Below are 22,553 nucleotides of genomic sequence, written 5' to 3'. Positions count from 1 at the left end.
CCTGGGGGTCTTCACCCATTGCGGCATTGACCCGCGCGCCAAACGCTATGTGCTGATCAAGTCACGTCAGCACTTCCGCGCCGGTTTCGAGCCAATCGCGAAGCACATCGTGATGTGTGACGGCGACGGCTGCACGGCGTCCGACCTGGCGCTGTTCCAGTACCGCAACATTCGCCGGCCGCTCTATCCCTTCGACCCCGACATGCAGCTGGGCCGCAACGAGCCGGAGGAGGGGGTGTAGTTCCCGGCGGTTCTCGGCGCCGGGTGCTACGCGTATTTGCGCTGCACCCGGCGGCAGCCTGTGCACCACCATCCTTCGAGACGCCCCTCCGGGGCTCCTCAGGATGACGGCCGTTGGGAATCCTGCAGCAAAAACGACAGCGTCATGCTGAGGAGCGGCGCCGAACGCGACGCGTCTCGAAGCATCTGCAGCGCCGGCGCCGCCCTTCCCTCAGTACGTGACGTCCATGCCGGGCAGCGTGCCGTCGGCGCGCCAGCGGTCGAGCAGTTTCACGAACTGGACGGGGCCGCGCCAGTACTGGTTGTTCTTGGCCACCCGCATGTCCAGCTCGCCGCCTTCGTTGTTGTAGTAGCCGGGGGTGCATTCCTCCAGGTACGGACGGCGGCCGATCGCCAGCTTCACGATCTTGTCCACCCAGTCCTGCTCGGCCTCGGCCGTGGGCTCCATCGTGGCGATGCCGCGCTTGTCCGCCTCTGCCACGATCCAGGCCAGGTGACGCGCCTTGACGTCCAGCATGTGCTGGAAGTTCGCGCTCTGGCCCGACTGCAGGGACGACAGCACGAAGAGGTTGGGGAAGCCGCGGCTGAACATGGAGTGCAGCGTCTCGGCCCCGTTGTGCCACTTGTCGGTCAGGCTGCGCCCGCCGCGGCCCAGCACCTCGAACCCCGTGCTGCGCAGGTAGTCGGTGCCCACCTCGAACCCGGTCGCATAGATCAGGCAGTCGACCTCGTACTCCTTGCCCGCGACGACGACGCCCTTCTCCGTGATGCGGTCGATGCCCTTGCCACCCGTATCGACCAGGTGGACGCTGGGCCGGTTGAAGGTCGGCAGATAGTCGTCGTGGAAGCAGGGGCGCTTGCAGAACTGGTTGTACCAGGGCTTCAGCGCCTCGGCCGTCGCCTTGTCCTTCACGATCTGGTCCACGCGGGCGCGGACCTGCTCCATCTTCTGGTAGTCGGCCAGCTGGACCAGCTTCTCCGCATCCTCGACCGGCTCGCCCGCCTGGGCCTTGCGCCGCGCCGCCAGCAGGATGTTGCCGATCAGGTCCGTCCAGCCATCGCTGACCAGGTCGACGTCGAAATCAGCGCCCGAGATCACCGCGGTGAAGTTGTCGATGCGCTCGCGCTGCCAGCCGGGCTTCAGCGACTTCGCCCATTCCGGATCGGTCGGCCGGTCGGCCCGCACGTCGACGGAGGAAGGTGTCCGCTGGAACACGTACAGTTCCTTGGCCCACTTGCCCAGGTGCGGCACCGCCTGGATCGCGGTGGCACCGGTGCCGATGATTCCCACCCGCTTGTCCGCCAGCTTCGTCAGGTTGCCGCGCGAATCGCCGCCTGTGTACGCGTAGTCCCAGCGGCTGGTGTGGAAGCTGTGGCCCTTGTAGTCCTCGATCCCCGGCACGCCCGGCAGCTTGGGCAGGCCCAGCGCCGTGCCGCCCGCCACCACGACGAACTGCGCGCGGAACGTGTCGCCGCGGTCGGTGGTCACCACCCACTGGCTCGACGCCTCGTCCCAGCGCACCTCGGTCGTGGTGGTCTGGAGGTAGGACCGGCGATAGAGGTCGTAGTGCCGGCCGATGCGCTGGCAATGCTCCAGCAACTCCGGTGCCTTGGCATATTTCGCGCTGGGGACGTAGCCCGTCTCCTCCAGCAGCGGCATGTAGATGTAACTCTCGGTGTCGCACGCCGCACCCGGATAGCGGTTCCAGTACCAGGTGCCGCCGAACTCGCCCGCCCGTTCGACGATCAGGAAGTCGTTGACCCCCGCCTCGACCAGCCGCGCCGCGGTCAACAGGCCGCCGAAGCCGCCACCGATGATCAGCACGCGTGTCGTCGCCTGGACCGGCCCGCGGCTGAAGCTGCGGTCGGCATAGGGGTCGTCCAGGTAATGGGCGAACTGGCCCGTCGTCTCGACATACTGGGCGTTGCCGTCGGCGCGCAGACGACGGTCGCGCTCGATCCGGTACTTCTCGCGGAGCGCTTCGGTATCGATCGGGGCCGCGGCGGCGGACTGTCCGTCAGGCATGCATCTCTCCATCCCGCGCGTGCGGCCTGAACCCGGCCGCCTTCCATGACTGCGGTTTTTATACCGCCCGGTAGGTCGCGGTCAAATGCACCGCCGTCGCACGCGGCGCGGCCGCCCCTGTGCTAAGCAATCGCCATGTCCGAAGCGCTCTACAACGATCCCGCATTTGCCCGCTTCTACGATGCCGAGAACGGCTGGGCGGCCGACACGGCCGCCTGCGTGGCCCTTGGTGCGGGCCTCACCTCGATCCTCGACCTGGGCTGCGGCACCGGCCTGCTGGCGACGGCCCTGGCCGAGTGCGCGCCCCGCGTCGTGGGCGTCGACCCGGCCGCTGCGATGCTGGACATCGCGCGCGGCCGCGCCGGCGGCGACCGCGTGACCTGGGTCGAGGGCGATGCCCGGGCGCTGGACCTGGGGGGCGAGCGCTTCGACCTGGTCGTGATGACGGGCCATGCCTTCCAGGTGTTCCTGACGCCCGCGGACCGGCTGGCGGTGCTGCGCACGATCGCCCGCCACCTGGGCGAGGGCGGGCGCTTCATCTTCGACAGCCGCAACCCCCTGCGCGAGGCCTGGCGCGCCTGGACGCCGGAGCAGACGCGCAGCCTGTTCCATCACGACGATCTGGGCCGTGTCACGTCCTGGAACGACGTCGCCTGTGACGACGCGACCGGCATCGTCACCTATCGCACCTTCTACCAGGTAGGCGGCGCAGAACCCCAGGTGACGGACGCCGCCATCGCCTTCCCGCCCCGCGAGGAAATCGCCGCGCTGATCGCCGAAGCCGGCCTGGGCGTCGAGACCTGGTGGGGCGACTGGCAGGGAAGCCCCTGGACGCCCGACGCGCCCGAGATCATCCCCTGGGGCGGGCTGGCGTAACCGCCGGGGACGCATCCTTCGAGACGGCGGCTAAGCCGCCTCCTCAGGATGACGCACGTCAGGAGAACTAAATGAAAACAACGGTGTCATGCTGAGGCGGGCCGCAGGCCCGTCTCGAAGCATCGGGCGCAGCCTCGCCGCCTGCCCTCAGATCGGCTTGGCCAGAAGCGTGCCGCGCCAGTGGTCGGCGCGGTCCTTGAGCAGGCGGTCGGTCAGGTAGGCGGACTCGGCCGGTTTCACCTGTTCCACGATCTCCAGCGTGAAGGCCGCCTCCCCATGCGTCTTCCACGCCTGCATCAGGCTGGGGATCGGGAAGCTGCCCGCCTTCAATCCGAACCAGGTGCGGTTCTGGATCTTGTCCACGTCCGGGCACGAGCCCACCCAGGCCTCGCCCGTCGCGGCGCAGCGCACGGCATAGATGCCGGGCACGGTCTTGCGCTCCTTGTAGGCGGCAATGGCGGCGCGGCGGACCTGGGACGACATGATCGGGTTCCTCGACAAGGCGCCCGTCGAATATTATACGGGCAATAATGAGTCAAGAAATTCATCCGGGTGAAATATCGGACGACGTCCGCTGCACCGCCTTTCTGGGCGACCGCCTTGTCGCCTCCGGCACGCGGGTGGAGGTGGCCCTGGCGCTGAAGGCGGCGGGACTGCACCAGGGCGTGCTGGTCTTTGACGATGCCACGGGGCGGGAACTCGACTTCGACCTGCGCGGCACCGCGGCAGAGGTCGCCGCACGCCTGGCGCCGCCGGCCGAGGGGCCGCGTGGCCGCGGACGGCCGAAGCTGGGCGTGATCGGCCGGGAGGTGACGCTGCTGCCGCGCCACTGGGACTGGCTTGCGGCGCAAGCCGGTGGCGCTTCGGTTGCGCTGCGCCGCCTGGTGGACGAGGCCCGAAGCCGGGACGCCGATGCGCTTGCGACCCGGCAACGGCGTGATGCCGCATGGCGCTTCATGTCGGCCATGGCCGGCAACCGTGACGGGTTCGAGGAGGCCGCCCGCGCTCTCTATGCCGGCGACCGGGCGGGCCTGTGTCGCCTCGTCGGGGCGTGGCCGGCCGACATCCGGGCGCATGTGTTGCGCCTGGCGCCGGAGGACTGAGCGCCTACCACAGGATCGGCTTGGCCAGCATCAACCAGAACACGGCCAGCAGGGCCAGGAAGGCTGGCCAGCCCAGGACGAACCACAGGCGCATTGTCCGGTCATAGGCGGGGCCAAGTGGTGCTCCGCCGTCGACGGCCGCCTGGGCCAGGTGCTGGGCGCGGATCTGGAGCCAGACCACGGGAACCCAGCAGGCGAACGCAACGGCGTAGAGAGCATAGGTCGCGACCAGCCACGACTCGGTCAGGGACCAGCCGGCCATGTGCACCAGTGCCAGGCCGCTTGCGGGCTGCACCACGCCGCTGGTGCCCGTGAAGATCCAGTCGGCGCGCACGACCATGCGGCCGACGCTGGCGATGGTGCGGGGATCGCGGCCCAGATGGGCATTCCACATGTACCACGCAGTGCCTGCGCCAAAGCCGAACAGGATCGTGCTGCTGAGCACATGGGCCCATTTGACGAGCAGATAGAGGTCCACGACGGCCGGCCTCAGCGCCGGTCGGCGATGGCGCCGTGCACCAGGATCGCCACCAGGATCGGCAGGTTCTTCATCAGCGCCCCCAGCGGATCCAGCCACAGGCCGGGCAGGGCCCAGCCGATCACGGCGGTGTAGCCGACCACGACGATGACCTGTGCTGGCGTCGACCAGCGGCCAGTCCGATCAAGCAGCAGCAGGCCTGCGATCACGATGTCCAGCGCGCTGCTGCCCAACTGCAGCGGGGCGACAAGGCCCAGCGGCAGGCCAAGAGCCGTCACCAGCTCCACCGTCGCGGCCTGCCCCTGTGTCAGGCCCAGCCAGGCGGACGCCAGCCACATCAGCACCAGCACCGCTTTCAGCGCCGGGGCCAGGAAGAACAGGCGTGCGTGCCAGCGGTCCTGTACCTGGGCCGGCCGATCGCGCAGCGCCTGGTCCAAGGCGCGCGGCGTGAAGCCGATCGCCTGGGCAAAGGCTGTCGGATTCCCAGCATTCCCGGCGCGCATCTGCTCCAGCGTGGTGCTAGCTACCGGCCCCGCGCCCAGCCGCTCACCCACGGCGCCAATGGCGCGCAGCACGGCCAGCGGAAGGGGCAGGATGCGCAGGTCGCCAAACCCCAGCCAGGCGCGATAGCGGCCCAGCAGGTCGCGCAGGCTCATTGTCTCTGGTCCCACCGGCTCCAGCGTGCACCGAACGAGGTGCGGCGCGGTCAGCGCCAGCCGCACGCATCGGGCGAGATCGGCCACGTGGATCGGCGTGAAGGGAAAGTCGCCCCGCCCTGGCACCGGCACGGCCACGGGCAGCGCCGCCAGGCCGCGCAGCAGCGAGGTGCCGCCATAGGAGCCGTCGCCATAGACCAGCGATGGCCGCAGGATTGTCCAGTCCAGCCCCGACTGGCGCAATTCGGCCTCGCCCTCCAGCTTGGTGCGGGCATAGGCGGTCGCAACATCGGCCCGCGCGCTGATCGCGGACAGCAGTACGACGCGGGCGATGCCAACCGTCCGCGCCGCCGCGTAGAGCGCCCGGGGCATTGCGACGTGGATCGCCGGCATTGCCGGGCCCCGCAACAGGCCCGCGGCATTCACGATCGCGTCGATCCCGCCCAGATGGGGCGTCCAGTCCGCGGCCGCGATTGCCCGGGCCAGGTCGAGCGGCAGCAGGCGTACCCCCGGCCAGATCCCAGCCAGGCCATCGGCCCTGCGCACGACGGCCGTCACCTGGTGGCCATGGGCCAGCAGGTCGGCAACGACATGGCGCCCGATGAAGCCGCCCGCCCCCAGGACAAGGATATGCAAGTCTTCCTCCGACCATGGCCGCGGCCAAGCCGGGCAAGACTAGGATGACCCGGCAGGCGGGGGCAGTGCCGCGCGTTACAGGAAAGCCGTGCGTCGTCACATCATCTCGCAGATGCGAAACAGAAGTCGCGATCAAATCATCTAAAATTATCAAAATCTCATTTTGCGGGATTAATGTCTCATCAAGCTTCGACCGCTAGACCTTCGGACGGATGAAGACTGCCCGTCCGGACCAGGGTCCAGGACCGGGCCAGATGCGGGACGACGACGATGGTTCATCGCATGGCGGCGCTGGCGGCCGCCTTCCTTGCCGGGCTGGCCCTTGTGGGCGGGCCGGCTGCCGTTCAGGCGCGGGAGATCTGGGTGGCGCCCGGTGGCCGCGACGGTGCCGCGGGAACGGCTGCGGCTCCGCTGGCCACGATCCAGGCGGGGCTGAACCTGGCGCAGCCGGGCGACGTGGTCCAACTGGCACCCGGCCGCTACGTCCAGGACGTGGTGACCGTCCGGCCCGGCCGTTCGGGCGCGCCGATCACCATCAACGGCACCCGTGCCGCCGTCGTGGTTGGCGCCGGCAAGGCCCGTATCGTGGAGATCAAGCACAGCTGGATCACCCTGAACGGCTTCACCATCGACGGCTGGTGGAACCGCCCGACCGCCAGCCAGGCCAGCTTCCGCGACAAGCTGATCTATGTCCTGTCCGCGACGCCCAAGGCCGGCGTGGAGCGGCTCGGCATCACCAACATGTGGCTGGAGAACGCAGGCGGGGAGTGCGTGCGCCTGCGCTACCTGGTTCGCTATGCCAAGGTCGCCTACAACCGCATCTCCCGCTGCGGGATCTATGATTTCGTCTATGGCGCCGGGGGCAAGAACGGCGAGGCGATCTATATCGGCACGGCGCCCGAGCAGCGCGCCGACGGCAAGAACCCCACCGCAGACGTCGACGTCTCGGCCAAGAACCTGGTGGCCTTCAACATCATCGACACCTGGGGCAACGAATGCGTCGACATCAAGGAAGGCTCGACCGCCAACACGGTGCGTCGGAACGTCTGCATGATGCAGCTGGACGTGGATTCCGCGGGCTTCGACTCGCGCGGGTCCGGCAACCTGTTCGAGGAGAATGTCTCCTTCAACAATAGCGGCGCCGGCATCCGCTTCGGCGGCGACGCGGCGACGGACGGCATCAACAACACCGCGCGGGACAATGTCCTGCTCGACAATGCCGGCGGCTCGTTCCGCATCACCCGCGGGCCGCAGGCGGTCTGCGGCAATACCATCTCAAGCGGGGCCAAGGTGAGCGGCGGCGCGATGAACGCCCTGGACCCCACGCTCGCCTGTCGCTGAGGGGCGGCGTCAATGCCGGGCCACGGCAAGGCCCGGCACCGGCGCCCCCCGCGCGCCCAGCGCGACGGCCCCGGCGGCCGCCAGCAACAGGACGACGCCCGCCACCAGGACCGCCAGCACGCCCTGGTCGAAGGCGCCCTGGGCCAGCCGGGTCAGGACCTGGGCGGCCTGGGGCTCCAGGCCCTGGGCGGCGAGCAGGGCCTCGTCAATGCCGTCGCGCACGCCCTGGTCGACGCCCAGGGCGTCGGGCAGGGCCAGGCGCGCGGTATAGACGGCCGACATCAGGCTGCCCAGCACGGCGATGCCGATGGCGGCACCCAGCTCGAACGACACTTCCTCGATCGAGGCCGCCATGCCCGCCCGCTCCGGCGGTGCGTTCAGCATGATCGCGCTCGATGCGGCCGTCATCGCGCCGCCGACGCCCAGGCCCAGCAGGGTGAACCCCGCCAGGCGCAATGCGCCATCGCCGGCCAGGCCGACCGCTGCCAGCGCCAGGCCCACGGCGGCGATGACCAGGGCGCCCCACAGCACCCTTTCCGCGCCCACGCGATGGACCGCCAGTCCGCTTAACGGGCCGGTCAGGAAGGCGGCCAGCGGGATGGGAAGGATCGCAAGCCCGGCCTGAAGCGGGCTGAGCCCCGCCACCAGCTGCAGCCGTTGGCTGACCGCCAGCTCCACCCCGACCAGCACGATGGACGCGACCAGGGCCCCGCCCACGCCTGCCGAGAACCGCCGCAACCGGAACAGCGCGAAGTCGATCAGCGGCGCGGGGCTGCGCCGCTGCCGCCGCACGAACAGCGCCAACGCGACCGCCCCGACGGCGCCGGCAATAGCCGCCGCCTCGTAGGACGGCACGCGGCGGGCCGTTTCCTTGATCGCATAGGCCAGCGCGATCAGCGCCACCATGATCTGCACCGACGCGACCAGGTCCCACGGGCGGTCCGGCTGTCCCGGGCGCCGCGGGATCAGGCGCCAGCCCAGGAGCAGCGCCACAAGGACGATCGGCAGGTTGATCAGGAAGACGCTGCCCCACCAGAAATGCTCCAGCAGGATGCCGCCGACCACGGGTCCGAACGCCGCCCCGCCGGACGCGACCGACGCCCAGATCCCGATCGCCAGGGCACGCTCGCGCTCGTCCTCGAACGTGTGACGCAGGATCGACAGGGTGGCCGGCATCATCATCGCGGCCCCCACGGCAAGCAGCGCCCGGGCACCGATCAGCACGCCGGGGCTTGGGGCGAACGCCGCCACGAGCGAGGCGGCGCCGAACACGACCAGGCCCGCCAGGAACAGCCGCTTTGGCCCCAGGCGATCGCCCAGCGTGCCGGCACCGGGCAGCAGGCCGGCGACGACCAGCGCATAGGCGTTCATGATCCAGAGCTTTTCGGACGGCGATGCCCCAAGATCGTGGGTCAGGCGCGGCAGCGCGGTATAGAGCACCGTCATGTCGATCACGATCAGCAGCAGGGCGCTCGACACGATGGCCAGGATCAGCCAGCGGCCCACCCGGGGCCTTGAGAGGGACGACGACGCAGGCATGACAATGCACCTTGGGACCGGCACCAGGACGGGCGCCCGTGTTTCAATACATACGTATTTATTGGAAACAATTCAAGGTCGGGCGGGCTGATGGCCAGGCCCCGGACGATCGATCCCGAACGGCTGTTGGACGCGGCCGAGGATGTGGTCCTGCGTGACGGGGCGGCCGGCCTGACGATCGAGGCCGTGGCCCGGCAGGCCGGCGTGACCAAGGGGGGCGTGCAGTACAGCTTCCGCTCCAAGGAAGCCATGATCGAGGCGATGTTCAGTCGCTGGTACCACAGCTTCGACGCGGTGGTGGCGCAGATCGCCGGGCCCGATGCCGATCCGCTGGACGAGGCCTGGGCCCACGTCCAGGCATCCATGCAGGAGGACTACGACGCCAATGCCAAGGCGGCGGCCGTGCTGGCCGCCCTGATGCAAAGCCCGGAACACCAGAACCTGGCCAGGGCCTGGTACGCGCGCCGCATGGCGGGCCTGGACCTGGGCACCGCCGCCGGGCGCATGGCGCGGATCGCCGTCCTGGCGACGGAGGGGGTTTTCATGCTGCGCTTCTTTGGCCTGATGACGATCAGTCCCCAGGACTGGCAGGACATCTTTCGCGACCTCAAGGCATTGCGCGCATTGGGCGACCGTCAGGAAGGCTGACGGGGTGGCGCTGCCCCTTGCGCTTCCTGGCGGAAGTGGCGACGGGCGGCATCCAGGAAGGCAGCGACGGCGGCGCGCGGCTCGGTTCCCGCCAACCGGACCGAGACGACGTGCGCCACCGGCAGGCGGTCGGTCAGGGCGATCGCCTGCACCCGGCGGCCGTCCAGCGCGCGGTCGCTGCGCGCCGTGTGGTTCAGGATGGTGTAGCCCAGGCCATTGGCGACGAGGCTGCGCACCGCTTCCACGGAATTGGTGCGGTGGGCGACCCGGGGGCGCAGGGCGGCCGCCCCGAACAAGGTCGCGTAGTAGTCGCGGCTGACCGGCAGGTCCAGCATCACGCAGGGCTCGTCCACGATCTCGCCCAGGGCGATCGCGCTGCGGCCGGCAAGCGGATGATCGGCCGCGACCAGGACATAGGGCGGCAGGTCCAGCAGGACCTCCGCCGTGAAGGCCGGCGGCACCAGCACGTCATAGGAGATCAGCGCTTCCACCTGGCCTGCCTGCATGCGGGCCAGCAGGTCGTGGTGATCGCCCTCGTGCAGGGTCACGTCGATTTCGGGCTGCGCCTGGGCAAAGGCGGCGACCAGGCCGGCGACATAGCGCGGCACCAGGTAGCTGAGCACGCCCACCTGCAAGGGGCCGCGCAGCGCCGTGCCCAATCCGTTGATCGAGGTTGAGAAATCCTCCACCCGCGCCAGCAGTTCGCGCGCCCGGCGCTCGACCTCCCGCCCCTGCGGCGTCAGGACCACGCCGCGGGCATGGCGGCGCAGGAACAGGGCAGCCCCAACCGTCCCCTCAAGCTCCGCGATCGCCATCGAGATCGACGGCTGAGACACGTTGAGCGCCGCGGCGGCCGCGGTCAGGTTGCCGTGCGCCGCCGCCGCCACGAAATAGCGCAGGACCCGGAGGGAGACATTCATCAAGAAACCTGATCCAGCTGATTGGATCATAATATTTCTGCTGATCCTGCGGCCCTGCAATCCTTCTCCCTCGCAACGGGGACGCAGGTCATGAACGCAGCCATCCAGACATCCGAGGCACCACGCGACCCGGCGCCCGACTACCTGGTGCCGGGCGATGCCGCGCTGGTGGGTGCCGGCACGGGCCTGCGCACGGGCGCGCAGTATCGCGAAAGCCTGAAGGACGGGCGCCACGTCATCATCGACGGGCGCGACGTCACCGATGTGACCGCGGAACCCACGCTGGCCCGCGGCATCGACACGATCGCCGGGTACATGGACGCGCAGCACGACCCGGCCTTGGCGGACGACCTGACGACCGTCGATCCGGCCACGGGCATGCGCTACTCCACCGCCTGGCTGGTGCCGCGCAGCGTGGAGGACCTGCGCGCCTATGACCGGATGATCAGGGCGTCGACCTTTCGCACCTTTGGCATGTTCGGGCGGCCGCCCGACTATGGTCCGGTCAAGGCGGTGTCATTCGTCGCCTGGAACCACCTCGTCCGCCAGCACGAGCCGGACGCCCTGCCCAAGATCGAGCGGTTCCTGCAGGTGGGCCGCGCCCACAACCTGATCAGCGCCGACGTCATCATCGACGTGCAGACCGACCGCAGGCGCCCGATGCCCGAACAGCCCGGTCGCCTGCGCGTGGTCGAGGAGCGCCGCGGCGGCATCGTCCTGCGCGGGGCCAAGGCCGCCAATTCGGTGCTGGCGCAGGGCAATATCGGCTCGATCTCGATGCCGCCGCCCAACCCCACCATGCCCGACGAATGCGCGATCTGGACGGCGATCCCGGCCGGCGCGCCTGGCCTGCGCCTGCTGCTGCGCGGATCGCACCTCTCCGGCACCGAGGATAGCGAGGACAGCCCCCTGGGCTCAGGCGGGGAGGAGGCGGACGGGCTGCTGCTGTTCGACGACGTGTTCGTGCCGTGGGACTATGTCTTCAGCTATCGCAACCGGATGACGCCGCAGATCTATACGACGCTGGGGCAGTTCGCCTTCTGGAAGATCGGCACGCGCCTGTCCTATCGCGCGGAGCTGTTCGCGGCCGCCGCCCAGCTGATCGTGGATGCGCTCGGCACCGACCAGGTGCCGGCGGTGCGGGCCATGGTGGCGGACGTGATCGCCTATGCGGTGCAGCTGCGCGGGCTGATGACGCTGGCCATGGAGAAGGGCAGCTTCACCGACAGCGGCGTGATGCTCCCGCACCATACCTATGTGACGGCGGGCCGCCTGCTGTCGATCGAGCAGCTGCCGCGGATCATGCAGACCCTGCGCGAACTGTCGGGCCAGGGGCTGATCAGCCGCGTGCCGCGCGCGACCTGGGAGCGCGCGGACCTGGGACCGCTGCTAGACGAGTACCTGCCGGGCCACAAGCTGCACGCGCGGGACAAGAACCGGCTGTTCAACCTGGTCTGGGACATGACCTCGTCCTCCGCCGCGATGCGGGTGGCGCTGTTCGAGAACGTGAACGCGACGCCCGCCGCAGCGCTGAAGGAGGAGCTCTACCGCTCCTATGACCGCAGCGAAGGCCTGGCCGCCGTGCGTGCCCGCGCCGGCATCGTGTAGGGGAGGGCTGACGCGATGTTTCCAACCTCCGTCCCCTGGCCCAACGGGGCGCGCTGCGCCGTCGCCTTCACCTATGACATGGATGCCGACAGCATCCTGCACCTGGCGCATCACGCGACGGCGCACAGCCGCGTGGCCAGCCTGTCCATGCTGCGCTACGGCCCACAGGTGGGCATGCCCCGCATCCTGAAAGTGCTGAAGGAGGCCGGCATCCGGCAGACCTTCTTCGTCCCCGGCTGGTCGATCGAGCGCTATCCGGAGGCGGTCGAAGCCATGCTGAAGGACGGGCACGAGGTGGCGCACCACGGCTACCTGCACGAGCTGCCGTCCGAGATGAATGCCGAGCAGGAGGCCTATTGGTTCCAGCGCGCCACGGATGTCATCGTGAAGTACACGGGCCAGAAGCCCCGCGGCTATCGCGCGCCGTCCTATCGCTTTTCGGACCGCACGCTGGACCTGATGATCGCCGGCGGCATGACCTATGACGCGTCGCTGATGGGCGACGACGTGCCCTATGTCCTGGAGAGCGAGGCCGGCTCGCTGGTGGCGCTGGCGACGCACGCGACGCTGGATGACTGGCCCCACTTCATGTACGGGCGCGACTTCAACTATGTGATGCAGGTTCGCTCCGTCACCGCGGCGTTCGAGGTCTATCGCGACGAGTTCGACGCCGCGTGGGAGGAAGGCGGCATGTGGATCGCCGTCTGGCACCCCTTCCTGTCGGGCCGTCCATCGCGGGCGCAGGCGACGGCCAGGCTGATCCGCCACATGCAGGACAAGGGCGGCGTCTGGTTCGCGACGATGGAGGAGATCGCCGCCCATGTCCGCAGCCTCCAGGCGGCGGGCACCTGGAGCCCGCGCGTGGACCGCATGCCCTACTATACCGGCCCCATTCCCGAGCTGTTCGAAGGCCCCGGCGTCACCGCCGCAGGGGCGCGCACATGAACGGGACCCCCGCGCCCCGGCGCGCCGCGGACAGCGTACGCGAGTCCGTGCTGGGCTGGATCGAGCAGGATCGCGACCGGCTGATCGGCTTCTTCTCCCGCTTCCTCCAGGCGCGCAGCGACAACCCGCCCGGCGACACGGTCGCGGCGGCGGCCGTCGTCGCCCAGGCGCTGGAGGCGGAGGACCTTGGCTTCGACTGGATCAATGCGCGCGACGACATGCCGAACCTGGCCGCCAGCTTCGACGGTGCCACCCCCGGCTCGCACCTGGTCCTCAACGGCCATATCGACGTGTTCCCGGTGGAGGACGGAGCCACACCCTGGACACACGGTCCCTGGAGCGGCGCCATCGCGGACGGCCGCATCTGGGGCCGGGGTGCCGTCGACATGAAGTGCGGCACGACCGCGTCGATCTTCACCTATATCTACCTGCACCGGCTGCGCCAGCACCTGAAGGGCCGCCTGAGCCTTACCGTCGTTTCCGACGAGGAGACGTTCGGCCCCTATGGCGCGCGCTACATGCTCAAGGTGCGCCCCGACCTCTATGGCGACGCCTGCCTGTCGGGAGAGCCGTCGGGCGCCGGCATCCTGCGTTTTGGCGAACGCGGACGGATGTGGCTGCGCTTCACCGTGTGCACGCCGGGCGCGCACGGCGCCTATCCCCACCTGTCGGCCAGCGCCTCGCGCATCGGGGCCCGGCTGATGCTCGACCTCGACCGCCTGGCCGACCTGGACACGCCCGCGCCGCCCGAGGTTGCCGACGTCCTGGAGCAGGCGGTACCGATCGTCGAGGCGACGATGGGCGAAGGTGCCGCCACCGTCATGCGGCGGATCACCGTGACCGTGGGAACGGTGAAGGCTGGGGTGAAGGTCAACATGGTGCCGTCGACCTGCGTGTTCGAGGTGGACATCCGCCTGCCCATCGGCGTGGGCCGGGAGCGCATCCGCGCCGCCATCGACGCGATCATGGCCAACTACCCGGAAGCGACGTACGAGGAGTTCGGTTTCAGCGACGCCAACTGGTCCAACCCCGCCCATCCCCTGGGCCGGGCCATTGCCGAGGCTGCGCGTGGCCTGCAGCAGGCGACCCCGGTCCCTGCGGTGGGCCTGGGCGCCACCGACATGCAGCTTTGGCGTGGCGCGGGTGTTCCGGCCTTCGTCTATGGTCCGCCGCCGACCCTGATGGGCAAGCGGGACGAGAACGTAACGATCGCGGAATTCCTCCACGTCGTGCGCAGCCACGCCCTGGCTGCGCTGGACTATCTCAGCTGAGGGCGAGGTACCCCTCGGACGCGGGTGCCGGCGCGTCGATGATGACGGAGATTTCCATGCCCGGGTTTTCGGCCCGCATCACCTCCGCCACCTTGGCCACGTCCTTGGCGTACCACCAGTTGGCGCGGGTGCGGCCGTCATGGGTCGATTGCAGCCGCATCGTGCCGGCCTGGCCGGCAAAGGCGAATTCCTGACCGGGGGCGATCGTGAGTTCGACGAAGGTGAGCAACGGGTTTCTCCCGACCTGATACAAACGGGCGTTTCGTATTGACTGGATACGATACCGCCGCTGCACCGTCACCCCGTGGAATCTACCTAGGCGGCGTCCCTGTGTGCGCCTTCTGGCTCAGGCCGGCCCGAAACACGTCGCTGCCGGCCTGGACCAGGCTGTCGAGATCGACGGGGAAGCCCTTCAACTGGCCGTCCAGGACCAAGTGCGCCAGGCCGTGGACATAGGCCCAGGTGTTCAGCGCCTCCACCAGGCCCGGTGCCGGCGCGCCCTCGCGCAACACGCCGTTCAGCAATTGCTGGAACGATTCGCTCGCCGCTTCGGCCAGGCCCTGGTAGGCGGTCTTGTCGATCTCGCTGCCGAACATCAGGAGGTAGACGCCCCGCTTTTCCTGGGCGAAGCGCAGATAGGCCTGGGGCCGGGCATGGAGCGCGCGTCCCGGCGGGGCCGTCGCTTCGGCCTCGGCCAGGCGCCGGGTCATGGCGCGGAAGCCGCGCGCCGCGACCTCGGCCAGGAGGGTCTCGCGGTCGGCGAAATGCCGATAGGGCGCGTTGTGCGAGACGCCGACGCGACGCGCCACCTCGCGCAGCGAGACCGCCTTGGGCCCCCCTTCCTCCAGCAGTGCCTCCGCCGCCTCGATCAGGGCCTCGCGCAGGGCGCCATGATGATAGGGCGCTCGGGTCCTGTGATCGTCCTGATTCGATGTTGACATCGCCTACATTTCTGCCAGTGTGGGCGCCGTCAACATGACGGGCGCTCCCGGGTTTGTCCACTCCATGGTCCCCGGACCATAGGGGACGCCGCCGGGCACCGCGCGTGCAGCATCATCGCAGGACCCGCGCCACGCGGGCCGCACCGGGAGGATCAGCGTCGATGGCCAAGCCGTTCCCCAAGCATCCCTACCTGTCGGGCAATTTCGCGCCGCTGCGCCAGGAATCGGACGCGCCTGACCTGGTGATCCATGGCGAGATGCCGCGCGACCTGGCCGGCAGCCTGTATCGCATAGGGCCCAACCCGCAATTCGCCCCGAAGGGGGATCACCACTGGTTCGTCGGCGACGGCATGGTCCATGCCTTCCACATCGAGGATGGGCGCGTCGACTACCGCAACCGCTGGGTCCGCACCGGCAAGTTCGAGCTTGAGCGTCAGCATGGCCGCGCGCTCTACGACGGCTTCAACCCGATGGGCACGGATCCCGTGGCGCAGGGCACGAAGATGAACGTGGCCAACACCAACGTCCTCTACCACGGCGGACGGCTGCTGGCCCTGGAAGAGGGCAACCTGCCGGTCGAGATGGGGTGGGACAGCCTGGACACGGTCGGCCCCTGGGATTTCGACGGCAAGGTCAGCGGACCCGTGACCGCCCATCCCAAGATCGACGGCGTGACCGGCGAGATGCTGTTCTTCGGCTATCAGGTGGGGGGCTTCTCCTCGCCCGAGATGAGCTTCCACATCGCCGACGCCGCTGGCCGCATCACCCATGCAGAGCGGTTCGAGGCGCCGTTCGCCAGCATGGTGCATGACTTCGTGGTGACGGCAGAGCATGTCATCTTCCCGATCTTCCCCTGCACCGCCTCGATCGAGCGGGCGATGAAGGGTCTGCCGGCCCTGGCCTGGGAGCCGGAGAAGGGGAGCCATATCGGCATCATGCCCCGCCACGGCTCGGTCGCGGACATGCGCTGGTTCACGGGCCCGGCCGCCTATGTCTACCACCCGATGAACGCCTTCACCGAGGGCTCGAAGGTGATGTGCGACATGGTCCGCTATGACCGCGTGCCGCTGTTCCCCAACGCCGACGGCAGCATGACGCGCAGCCCTATCGAAGGGCGCCTGGTCCGCTGGACCTTCGACCTGGCCGGCAACAGCGACACCTATACGGAAGAAGTCCTGAGCGACCTGGCCGGCGAGTTCCCGCGCCTGGACGAGCGCCTGACCGGCCGCGCCTATCGCCACGGGTACATGGCAACCGCCACCAATGGCCGCACGGAAACCGCGGGCAGCTTTGATTCGCTGGCCCATGTCGACCTGAAGACGGGACGGCAGTCGGTCTATCGCCTGCCTGCGGGTGACGTCCCGGGGGAGCCCGTGTTCGTGCCGCGGTCGGCCAGTGCGGCGGAAGGCGACGGCTGGCTGCTGGCCACCGTCTATCGCGGTGCGGAGCATCGCAGCGACCTGCTCGTCCTGGATGCGACCGACGTGGCCGCCGGACCCGTCGCGGTGGCCGAACTGCCCGCGCGCGTGCCTTTCGGCTTTCACGGCAATTGGCGTAGCGCCGTGTGACGCCTATCATGGTGACGGGCGGGTCGTTGGGGTAGTGTTCCACCGTTACCGGAAAGAGGCGAAGTCCATGTTTGCGCGCATGTGTGCAGGTGTCGGGGTTGCGGCGGCGCTGGCCATGGGGCCGGCGGCGGCTTGGGCCAAGACCGCTGCCATCGTCCTTGATGTCCAGGGGCCGACCACGCCAGCCGTGTCGGCCGCCCAGGAACTCCAGGGCGACCAGACGATCGAACTGACCGATCAGACCCGCCTGACCTTCGTCCATCTCGACAGCTGCAAGATGGTGACGGTGGTCGGCGGCACCGTCCGCTTGCAGGAGAAGCGCTACATGATCTCGGGTGGCGAGATCGAGCGCGAGCGCAAGCGCTGCCCGGCCCAGGTCCAGGTCGCGGCAGCCGGCGAATCGAGCGCCGGGGGCGTCGTCTATCGCAACTTCGCCCAGGTGGCGGTGTTCGCCGTGCGCCCGTCGATCATGATCGCCGGCGCCAAGGCGATGAGCATCACCCAGGCCACCGTGAAGCAGGGCAACCAGACGGTCGCGACGCTGCCGGTGTCCGGTGCCCGGATCGCCTGGCCCGCGGCCCAGCCCGCGCTGAATGCCGAGCAGGAATACGAGCTGGTCCTGTCGACGTCCGACGGCAAGACGATCTCGCAGAAGTTCCGTACGGCTGATTCGAACGACAGCGCCGATCCCGCGGGCCTGGTCTACGCCCAATAGTCCAGCACCCGCGCAAGGCTGCGAACGCGCCCCAGGTCCGATGACGCGGCTGGCCCTGCGGGCGACGATCCTGGCCCTGGCGGGCATGGCCCTTGCCGTGCCTGGCCGGGCGGAGGTTCGCCCCGGCGACCCGCTGGGCATGATCCTGGCGGTCGAAGGACCCAGCGAGCCGGCACTGCAGCCGGCGCAGGATCTGGTCGCCGGCCGTATCACGCTGCAACGCACGACGCGGGTGACCCTGGCCCATTTCGCCTCATGCCAGGTGGTCACGCTGGTCGGCGGGGTCATCGACGTCATGCCCGAGCGCTTCGACGCCACGGGCGAGGTCGCCGCGTTCCGCACGCGCTGCCCGGCCGAGGCAGCGCGCCCGGCCGATGCCCGGGCGGAGGGGGCGGGCGGCGTCATGATGGCAGCGCCCCCGGCGGTGCCCAGCGGCATGCTGCTGCGCCGCATCCCCAATCAGGCCGACCAGGTCCTGGGCCTCAACCCCAGCGTCATGGTGACCGGGCCGGGAGCGGACCGGGTGACCGAGGTCAGCCTGGAGACGGACGACGGGCTGGTCGTCCTGCTCGAACTCAACCCCCGCCAATTCGTCTGGCCGCGCGGCTTGCGGCCCCTGGTTCCAGGTGCCAGCGTGATCGTGATCTTCCAGGGGGCCGACGGTCCCCAGTGGCGTATCCGGCAGGTGTTCAAGGTCGACGCCCGCCAGGGTGAACCGACCGCCGTTCTGGTCCGCTGAGGCAGGCGCATGGCCGGGGGGCTGCGGTGACGGTCACGGGAAGTGCGGCGGGGGGCCCGCCCGAGGCGGTGCGCGTCCGCAGTCGCAAGAGCCGCGCGATGCAGGTCCTGCGGCGCTCCTATCGCGAGATCTTCGTGGTGCTGGCCGCGGTGCTGGCCTTTTTCGGCGTCTATCTCTCGGCGAACCGGGGACCTTTTGACGGCATCGCCTATGACCTGACGGCCGCGGCGGTGTCGCACCTGTCGGCGGAGGCGGACCGGACCTATGGCCCCGTTGCCGTGATCGCCATGGACCAGAAGAGCCTGGATGCGCCAGAGCTGAAGGACCAGCCGCGCGTCCTGATGGGCGACGGCTATGCCGACGTCATCGACGCGACGCTGGAAGCCGGGGCCACGGCGATCGGCTTCGACCTGATCTTCAGCTATGTCACCCAGGACTTCAGCAAGTACTTCCTGAAATTCCGCGACACGCTGGACGCGCGGGGCGAGCAGGTCGTCCTGGGCGACACTGCCCGCATCAAGGTCAACCTCTTCTTCCTGGCCTGGCTGCCGGAGGAGGGGTCGGTCGGCAACCTGGAATATGCCCCCGACGACGACGGCGTGTTCCGCCATATCCCCTCCACGCGGGAGGTCATCACCGACCAGGGCCCGGCCTATGAGCCGACGATCTCGTCCGTCCTGCTGTCAAAGGCCGGGCGGACCATGCCGCCGGTCGTGCTGGTCCGGCCGCGCCAGCATCTGGAGGCGATCCCCACCTATTCCATGATTGACGTGATCCGCTGCAGCCAGCGCGATCCTGCCCGGCTGCGGCAGGCGCTGCAGGGGCGCATCGTCCTGGTCGGAACCAACCTGCCGGACGAGGATCGCAAGCGCAGCCCCAGCCGCTTCATGGCCGATCCGCCCGAGGTGCCGGAAGTGGCGGACGATGGGACCTGCCAGCTGCAGCCCCTGGGCGCGTCCAGCCCCGGCTCGCCCACCGTGCCCGGCGTCCACCTGCATGCCGCGGCGATCGAGGCGGTTCTGACCGATCGCGTCACCACGATGGTGTCGCCGCTGTTCGCGGCCGTGGGAGCGGCGGTGCTGGCGGCGCTGATCGCGTTCCTCTCGCTGAAGTTCAACCCGCTGACGGCGACCGCCTCCCTCCTCGCGCTCAGCGGCGGGCTGGCGGCGACGATCCTCCTCCTGCTGGCGCGGGAGGTCTGGCTGGCGCCCGGCGCCACGATGGTCGCCATGATCCTGTCGATCGTCCTGGCCTATGTCAGCCGCTACGTGATCGAGGAACGCCGCCGTCGCCGCATCCAGAACGCCTTTGGCCATTTCGTGCCAGCCGTCCTGGTCAACCAGCTGTCGGAGAGCGAGACGCCGGAGCTGGATGGCGTGATCCGCGACGTGTCGGTGATGTTCGCCGACCTGTCGGGCTTCACCTCCGCCTCGGAATTCATGTCGCCGCCCGAGCTTGTGGCGCTGGGCAACCGCTACCTGGGCATGATCGCGGGCGCCGTCGACCAGACGCATGGCAATGTCGACAAGTTCATCGGTGACGCCGTGATGGCGATGTGGGGCGCGCCCCTGGTCGACAAGGAACATGCGGCCAATGCCGTCGAATGCGCGATTCGGGCGCGCGGCCTTGTCGCCGACGCCCGCCATGCGTCCGAGGCTCGCGGCGAGATCGGCTTCCGCGTCAAGATCGGCATCAATTCGGGCCCGGCCATGGTGGGCCTGGTCGGGGCCGAGAACCGCAAGAACTACACCTGCATCGGCGACACGGTGAACACCGCTGCCCGGCTGGAGGGGCTGCCGGGGGACTATGGCTGCACCATCGTCATCGGTGAGTCGACGCGCCGCGACATCGGCAACCGCTTCCTGGTCTGCGAGCTGGATTCGATCATCGTGAAGGGGCGGCAGACGCCGGTTGCCGTCTATCACGTGCTCGGCCGCTTCGCGATGCTGGGCGCGGGCGCCGAGCGCTATGTCGAGCTCTACCGCGCGGCGCTGAAGGCCTATCGCCGCGGCGAGTTCGCGTTGGCCCAGGCGACCTGGCTGCAGGCCGCGGAATGCCGCTGGGAGGGGACCGAGGTCGAGCCGGCGATCCGCATGGCGGCCCGCGCCGCCGACTACCTGGCCAATCCGCCCGAGGCGGGCTGGGACGGTGTCTATGTCCGCCGCACCAAATGAGTGGCGGCCCTGCGCAGAAGACGCTCCTGGTGGCGCGTTTGTGGCACGAGGGCAATTCCTTCGCCCCCGGCGTCACGGGCCTCGCCGCGTTCCAGCGCCGTGAATGGCAGCGGGGCGGCGCCTGCGTACCGCTGTATGCCGGCACGGCGACCGAGATGGGGGGCGTGGTCGCGTTCCTGGAGGGGCATTCCGCCTGGCGGGCCGAATTCTCCCGCGTCTGCGCCGCCATGCCGGGACCGCCCGTCGACGACGACCTGCTGGCGGCGATCAGCGACGAGATCGTCCGCGACGTCGAGACCATGAAGCCGGACGGCATCTATCTGTCGCTGCATGGCGCGCTGGTCGGCACCGGATGGCTGGCGCCGGAACTGCGGCTGGTCCGACGGGTGCGTGCGGCGGCGCCGGCGACGCCTCTGGCCCTCAGTTTCGACCTGCATGCCAACCTGGATCCCGCGCTGGGTGACCTGGCCCAGGTCATCGTGGGCTATCGGACCTATCCCCATGTCGACATGGCAGAGACCGCGCTGCGCGCGCTGGGCCTGCTCGACGAGGTCTGTTCCGGTGCGCCCCTGGTCAGCCGGATCGTTCCCGTGGGGGCCGTCCTGCCCAGCTTCGCAATGCGCACCGACACCGGTCCGATGGTGGGCATACAGCGCCTGGCCGATGCGATCGCGACCGACCCGGTGCGCGACGTGACGCCCTTTGGCGGCTTTGCCTATGGCGACGTGCCCCAGGCCGGCGCCAGCGTCGCAGCCGTCGCGTCCAGCGCAGCCGCTGCGGTCCGCGCCGCCCGGCAGGTCGCAAGCCGGATGCACGATGCCCGTCAGGACTTCGCCGTGCGGCTGCCCGACGCTGCCGCGGCCCTAGACCGGGCGCTCGCGCTGCCGGGCGCCGTCGCGGTGCTGGAGCCGGCCGACAATCCGCTGTCGGGCGGCGACGGTACGGGGACGCACCTGCTGGCGGCCCTGCTGGCGCGGGCGCCAGTGGGACCCTGCTGGTTCGCGTTCCTGACCGCCCCCGACCTGGTGCGCGCGGCCCAGGCGGTGGGCGTGGGCGGCAGCGTGGCGGGGCAGGTCGGCAGCACCGGCGATCCTTTCGGCGGGCCGGTCCTTGCGATCGCGGGCCAGGTGGTCGCCCTGACCGACGGCCACTACGTCAATACGGGGCCAATGGAATGCGGCCTGGCGGTGGCGGCTGGCCCATCGGCGGTGATCGCGGTCGGCGGCGTGCAGGTGATCGTCACGATGGACGTGGTCGTGGCCAACGATCCCGCGTTCTTTGCCCTGCACGGCATTCCGCTGGGCAGCCCCGGCCTGTTGTGCGTGAAGGCCAAGAACCATTTCCGCGCGGCCTGTGCGCCGCTGCTGTCCGCGATCCTGGAGGCGGACACGCCGGGGCCCGCCGCCGCCGACCTGGGCCGCCTGCCCTTCAGGCATGTGCCGGCCGAGCGCCTGGTGCGCTGAGGGCGACGCCCAGCACGGCGCCAAGCGGCAGCCACAGCACGAACCAGGCAGGCCCCAGCGGCTCGACCATGCGGCCGAAGTCGACGGCGCCATTGACCACTACAAAGGCGACCAGGGCCAGCGCAGGGGGATGCCGGCGCCAGGCGGTCCAGGCCGCGACGCCCAGCAGCGTCCCGAACAGGCCCAGGCCGACCAGCCCGCCATGGAAGGCGACGCCCACGAACAGGCTGTGCGGGCCATAGGCCCCCAGTCCGGCAAAGGCCGCCGGCACCACCACGCGGGTCAGGTCGCCCACGCCATGGCCAGTCCAGGGCCGTTCGGCAATCAGCGCACCATAGGCCTGCCAGATGTCCAGGCGGATGTCGGCCGAGGCACGGAACAGCACCTCCGGCGCCAGCAGCGCAAGTGCTGCGGCACCTGCCAGGGCAAGTGCAGCGGCGCCGGCCAGCATGCGCCACCGGCGCTGCACTGCCAGCAGGACCAGCACGCCGGCCAGCACTGCCAGGACCGGCCCGCGTCCCTGGCCCAGGACCAGGCCGGCGAAGATCGCCGCCAGGCTGGCCCACAGCAGGGGGCGCATCAGGCCCCGCGGCCGGGCCAGCGCCAGTGCGCCGACCAGGATGGCGGCTTGCACCGCGCCGCCGACCGACGGGCTGGTGCCGCCGC

The 22,553-nt window shown here is 69.7% G+C and carries 22 protein-coding genes (1 of these 22 running past the window's edge); 13 read left to right on the top strand and 9 right to left on the bottom strand.

The window, feature by feature from the left end:
- Positions 1 to 241: the 3' end of a M81 family metallopeptidase gene (locus tag ACI6GS_RS01435; RefSeq protein ID WP_439815995.1), read on the top strand. It extends 1,271 nt beyond the left edge of the window; 241 of the gene's 1,512 nt are visible here — the last part of the coding sequence; its start codon lies beyond the left edge, outside the window; the stop codon is at positions 239 to 241.
- Positions 242 to 451: 210 nt separating this feature from the next.
- On the opposite strand, the gene ACI6GS_RS01430 is transcribed toward ACI6GS_RS01435, so the two are convergent.
- Complete coding sequence (locus ACI6GS_RS01430) at positions 452 to 2,266, bottom strand: flavin-containing monooxygenase (RefSeq protein ID WP_439815994.1); 1,815 nt, start codon at positions 2,264 to 2,266, stop codon at positions 452 to 454.
- A 135-nt stretch (positions 2,267 to 2,401) separates the two neighbouring features.
- Between ACI6GS_RS01430 and ACI6GS_RS01425 the strand changes: the two genes are divergently transcribed.
- Positions 2,402 to 3,142, top strand: coding sequence for a class I SAM-dependent DNA methyltransferase (locus ACI6GS_RS01425; RefSeq protein ID WP_439815993.1), 741 nt, complete (start codon positions 2,402 to 2,404; stop codon positions 3,140 to 3,142).
- 147 nt (positions 3,143 to 3,289) lie between these two features.
- On the opposite strand, the gene ACI6GS_RS01420 is transcribed toward ACI6GS_RS01425, so the two are convergent.
- Entirely contained in the window at positions 3,290 to 3,625 is a 336-nt protein-coding gene (locus ACI6GS_RS01420; protein ID WP_439815992.1) for a GIY-YIG nuclease family protein, read from the bottom strand.
- 47 nt (positions 3,626 to 3,672) lie between these two features.
- Here ACI6GS_RS01420 and ACI6GS_RS01415 point away from each other — a divergent pair, with 47 nt between their 5' ends.
- Positions 3,673 to 4,245, top strand: a complete 573-nt coding sequence (locus tag ACI6GS_RS01415) for a DUF2239 family protein (RefSeq protein ID WP_439815991.1) — start codon at positions 3,673 to 3,675, stop codon at positions 4,243 to 4,245.
- A gap of 4 nt (positions 4,246 to 4,249) precedes the next feature.
- Here ACI6GS_RS01415 and ACI6GS_RS01410 read toward each other — a convergent pair whose 3' ends face one another.
- Both ACI6GS_RS01410 and ACI6GS_RS01405 read right to left on the bottom strand, forming a co-directional pair.
- Positions 4,250 to 4,723, bottom strand: a complete 474-nt coding sequence (locus ACI6GS_RS01410; RefSeq protein ID WP_439815990.1) for a DUF2269 family protein — start codon at positions 4,721 to 4,723, stop codon at positions 4,250 to 4,252.
- An 11-nt stretch (positions 4,724 to 4,734) separates the two neighbouring features.
- On the bottom strand, positions 4,735 to 6,015 hold the full coding sequence (locus ACI6GS_RS01405) for an SDR family oxidoreductase (RefSeq protein WP_439815989.1): 1,281 nt from the start codon (positions 6,013 to 6,015) through the stop codon (positions 4,735 to 4,737).
- Positions 6,016 to 6,285: 270 nt separating this feature from the next.
- Between ACI6GS_RS01405 and ACI6GS_RS01400 the strand changes: the two genes are divergently transcribed.
- Positions 6,286 to 7,356, top strand: a complete 1,071-nt coding sequence (locus tag ACI6GS_RS01400; protein ID WP_439815988.1) for a DUF1565 domain-containing protein — start codon at positions 6,286 to 6,288, stop codon at positions 7,354 to 7,356.
- Positions 7,357 to 7,365: 9 nt separating this feature from the next.
- On the opposite strand, the gene ACI6GS_RS01395 is transcribed toward ACI6GS_RS01400, so the two are convergent.
- Positions 7,366 to 8,895 (bottom strand): MFS transporter, encoded by a 1,530-nt coding sequence (locus ACI6GS_RS01395; protein WP_439815987.1) that lies wholly within the window; start codon positions 8,893 to 8,895, stop codon positions 7,366 to 7,368.
- A gap of 90 nt (positions 8,896 to 8,985) precedes the next feature.
- Here ACI6GS_RS01395 and ACI6GS_RS01390 point away from each other — a divergent pair, with 90 nt between their 5' ends.
- A complete protein-coding gene (locus ACI6GS_RS01390; RefSeq protein WP_439815986.1) occupies positions 8,986 to 9,543 on the top strand; it encodes a TetR family transcriptional regulator in 558 nt (185 codons plus the stop codon).
- On the opposite strand, the gene ACI6GS_RS01385 is transcribed toward ACI6GS_RS01390, so the two are convergent.
- A complete protein-coding gene (locus tag ACI6GS_RS01385; protein WP_439815985.1) occupies positions 9,531 to 10,463 on the bottom strand; it encodes a LysR family transcriptional regulator in 933 nt (310 codons plus the stop codon). The two genes, ACI6GS_RS01390 and ACI6GS_RS01385, sit on opposite strands and share 13 nt — an antisense overlap.
- 90 nt (positions 10,464 to 10,553) lie before the next feature.
- Between ACI6GS_RS01385 and ACI6GS_RS01380 the strand changes: the two genes are divergently transcribed.
- The 3 genes from ACI6GS_RS01380 to ACI6GS_RS01370 are packed head-to-tail and all read left to right on the top strand — an operon-like array spanning position 10,554 to position 14,287.
- Positions 10,554 to 12,071, top strand: a complete 1,518-nt coding sequence (locus ACI6GS_RS01380) for a 4-hydroxyphenylacetate 3-hydroxylase N-terminal domain-containing protein (RefSeq protein ID WP_439815984.1) — start codon at positions 10,554 to 10,556, stop codon at positions 12,069 to 12,071.
- A gap of 15 nt (positions 12,072 to 12,086) precedes the next feature.
- Entirely contained in the window at positions 12,087 to 13,016 is a 930-nt protein-coding gene (locus ACI6GS_RS01375) for a polysaccharide deacetylase family protein (protein ID WP_439815983.1), read from the top strand.
- Positions 13,013 to 14,287 carry a M20/M25/M40 family metallo-hydrolase gene (locus tag ACI6GS_RS01370; protein ID WP_439815982.1) on the top strand — a complete coding sequence of 425 codons (1,275 nt, stop codon included), beginning with the start codon at positions 13,013 to 13,015 and terminating at the stop codon, positions 14,285 to 14,287. The genes ACI6GS_RS01375 and ACI6GS_RS01370 overlap by 4 nt, the downstream gene beginning before the upstream one ends.
- Here the strand turns inward: ACI6GS_RS01370 and ACI6GS_RS01365 are convergent.
- The gene (locus ACI6GS_RS01365; RefSeq protein WP_439815981.1) at positions 14,280 to 14,516 is read right to left on the bottom strand and encodes a hypothetical protein; all 237 of its coding nucleotides are present in this window, start codon (positions 14,514 to 14,516) and stop codon (positions 14,280 to 14,282) included. The genes ACI6GS_RS01370 and ACI6GS_RS01365 overlap by 8 nt on opposite strands.
- Positions 14,517 to 14,598: 82 nt before the next feature.
- The gene (locus ACI6GS_RS01360; RefSeq protein WP_439815980.1) at positions 14,599 to 15,228 is read right to left on the bottom strand and encodes a TetR/AcrR family transcriptional regulator; all 630 of its coding nucleotides are present in this window, start codon (positions 15,226 to 15,228) and stop codon (positions 14,599 to 14,601) included.
- A 161-nt stretch (positions 15,229 to 15,389) separates the two neighbouring features.
- On the opposite strand from ACI6GS_RS01360, the gene ACI6GS_RS01355 reads away from it, so the two are divergent.
- The 5 genes from ACI6GS_RS01355 to ACI6GS_RS01335 all read left to right on the top strand — a co-directional run bounded on the left by ACI6GS_RS01355 (position 15,390) and on the right by ACI6GS_RS01335 (position 21,887).
- Positions 15,390 to 16,796, top strand: coding sequence for a carotenoid oxygenase family protein (locus tag ACI6GS_RS01355; RefSeq protein WP_439815979.1), 1,407 nt, complete (start codon positions 15,390 to 15,392; stop codon positions 16,794 to 16,796).
- 67 nt (positions 16,797 to 16,863) lie between these two features.
- Positions 16,864 to 17,511 (top strand): hypothetical protein, encoded by a 648-nt coding sequence (locus ACI6GS_RS01350; protein ID WP_439815978.1) that lies wholly within the window; start codon positions 16,864 to 16,866, stop codon positions 17,509 to 17,511.
- 40 nt (positions 17,512 to 17,551) lie between these two features.
- Entirely contained in the window at positions 17,552 to 18,250 is a 699-nt protein-coding gene (locus ACI6GS_RS01345; protein ID WP_439815977.1) for a hypothetical protein, read from the top strand.
- Positions 18,251 to 18,276: 26 nt separating this feature from the next.
- Positions 18,277 to 20,424 carry a CHASE2 domain-containing protein gene (locus tag ACI6GS_RS01340; protein ID WP_439815976.1) on the top strand — a complete coding sequence of 716 codons (2,148 nt, stop codon included), beginning with the start codon at positions 18,277 to 18,279 and terminating at the stop codon, positions 20,422 to 20,424.
- Between the two features lie 29 nt (positions 20,425 to 20,453).
- Positions 20,454 to 21,887: a M81 family metallopeptidase gene (locus ACI6GS_RS01335; RefSeq protein WP_439815975.1), complete on the top strand. Its 1,434-nt coding sequence runs from the start codon at positions 20,454 to 20,456 to the stop codon at positions 21,885 to 21,887.
- On the opposite strand, the gene ACI6GS_RS01330 is transcribed toward ACI6GS_RS01335, so the two are convergent.
- Positions 21,853 to 22,467, bottom strand: coding sequence for an O-antigen ligase family protein (locus ACI6GS_RS01330; protein ID WP_439818002.1), 615 nt, complete (start codon positions 22,465 to 22,467; stop codon positions 21,853 to 21,855). The two genes, ACI6GS_RS01335 and ACI6GS_RS01330, sit on opposite strands and share 35 nt — an antisense overlap.
- Positions 22,468 to 22,553 lie beyond the last annotated feature (86 nt).

The organism is Zavarzinia sp. CC-PAN008 (assembly GCF_051903925.1).
Classification (GTDB): domain Bacteria; phylum Pseudomonadota; class Alphaproteobacteria; order Zavarziniales; family Zavarziniaceae.
Note: the sequence above shows the minus strand (reverse complement) of the source record. Positions and strands in the feature narration are given on the sequence as shown.

Bases quoted from the DNA above. Each gene is read 5' to 3' on its own strand.
- ACI6GS_RS01380 (WP_439815984.1), top strand. From the start codon at position 10,554: ATGAACGCAGCCATCCAGACATCCGAGGCACCACGCGACCCGGCGCCC.
- ACI6GS_RS01330 (WP_439818002.1), bottom strand. From the start codon at position 22,467: ATGCGCCCCCTGCTGTGGGCCAGCCTGGCGGCGATCTTCGCCGGCCTG.
- ACI6GS_RS01385 (WP_439815985.1), bottom strand. From the start codon at position 10,463: ATGAATGTCTCCCTCCGGGTCCTGCGCTATTTCGTGGCGGCGGCGGCG.
- ACI6GS_RS01430 (WP_439815994.1), bottom strand. From the start codon at position 2,266: ATGCCTGACGGACAGTCCGCCGCCGCGGCCCCGATCGATACCGAAGCG.
- ACI6GS_RS01370 (WP_439815982.1), top strand. From the start codon at position 13,013: ATGAACGGGACCCCCGCGCCCCGGCGCGCCGCGGACAGCGTACGCGAG.
- ACI6GS_RS01425 (WP_439815993.1), top strand. From the start codon at position 2,402: ATGTCCGAAGCGCTCTACAACGATCCCGCATTTGCCCGCTTCTACGAT.
- ACI6GS_RS01360 (WP_439815980.1), bottom strand. From the start codon at position 15,228: ATGTCAACATCGAATCAGGACGATCACAGGACCCGAGCGCCCTATCAT.
- ACI6GS_RS01400 (WP_439815988.1), top strand. From the start codon at position 6,286: ATGGTTCATCGCATGGCGGCGCTGGCGGCCGCCTTCCTTGCCGGGCTG.
- ACI6GS_RS01395 (WP_439815987.1), bottom strand. From the start codon at position 8,895: ATGCCTGCGTCGTCGTCCCTCTCAAGGCCCCGGGTGGGCCGCTGGCTG.
- ACI6GS_RS01345 (WP_439815977.1), top strand. From the start codon at position 17,552: ATGACGCGGCTGGCCCTGCGGGCGACGATCCTGGCCCTGGCGGGCATG.
- ACI6GS_RS01375 (WP_439815983.1), top strand. From the start codon at position 12,087: ATGTTTCCAACCTCCGTCCCCTGGCCCAACGGGGCGCGCTGCGCCGTC.
- ACI6GS_RS01415 (WP_439815991.1), top strand. From the start codon at position 3,673: ATGAGTCAAGAAATTCATCCGGGTGAAATATCGGACGACGTCCGCTGC.
- ACI6GS_RS01350 (WP_439815978.1), top strand. From the start codon at position 16,864: ATGTTTGCGCGCATGTGTGCAGGTGTCGGGGTTGCGGCGGCGCTGGCC.
- ACI6GS_RS01420 (WP_439815992.1), bottom strand. From the start codon at position 3,625: ATGTCGTCCCAGGTCCGCCGCGCCGCCATTGCCGCCTACAAGGAGCGC.
- ACI6GS_RS01355 (WP_439815979.1), top strand. From the start codon at position 15,390: ATGGCCAAGCCGTTCCCCAAGCATCCCTACCTGTCGGGCAATTTCGCG.
- ACI6GS_RS01390 (WP_439815986.1), top strand. From the start codon at position 8,986: ATGGCCAGGCCCCGGACGATCGATCCCGAACGGCTGTTGGACGCGGCC.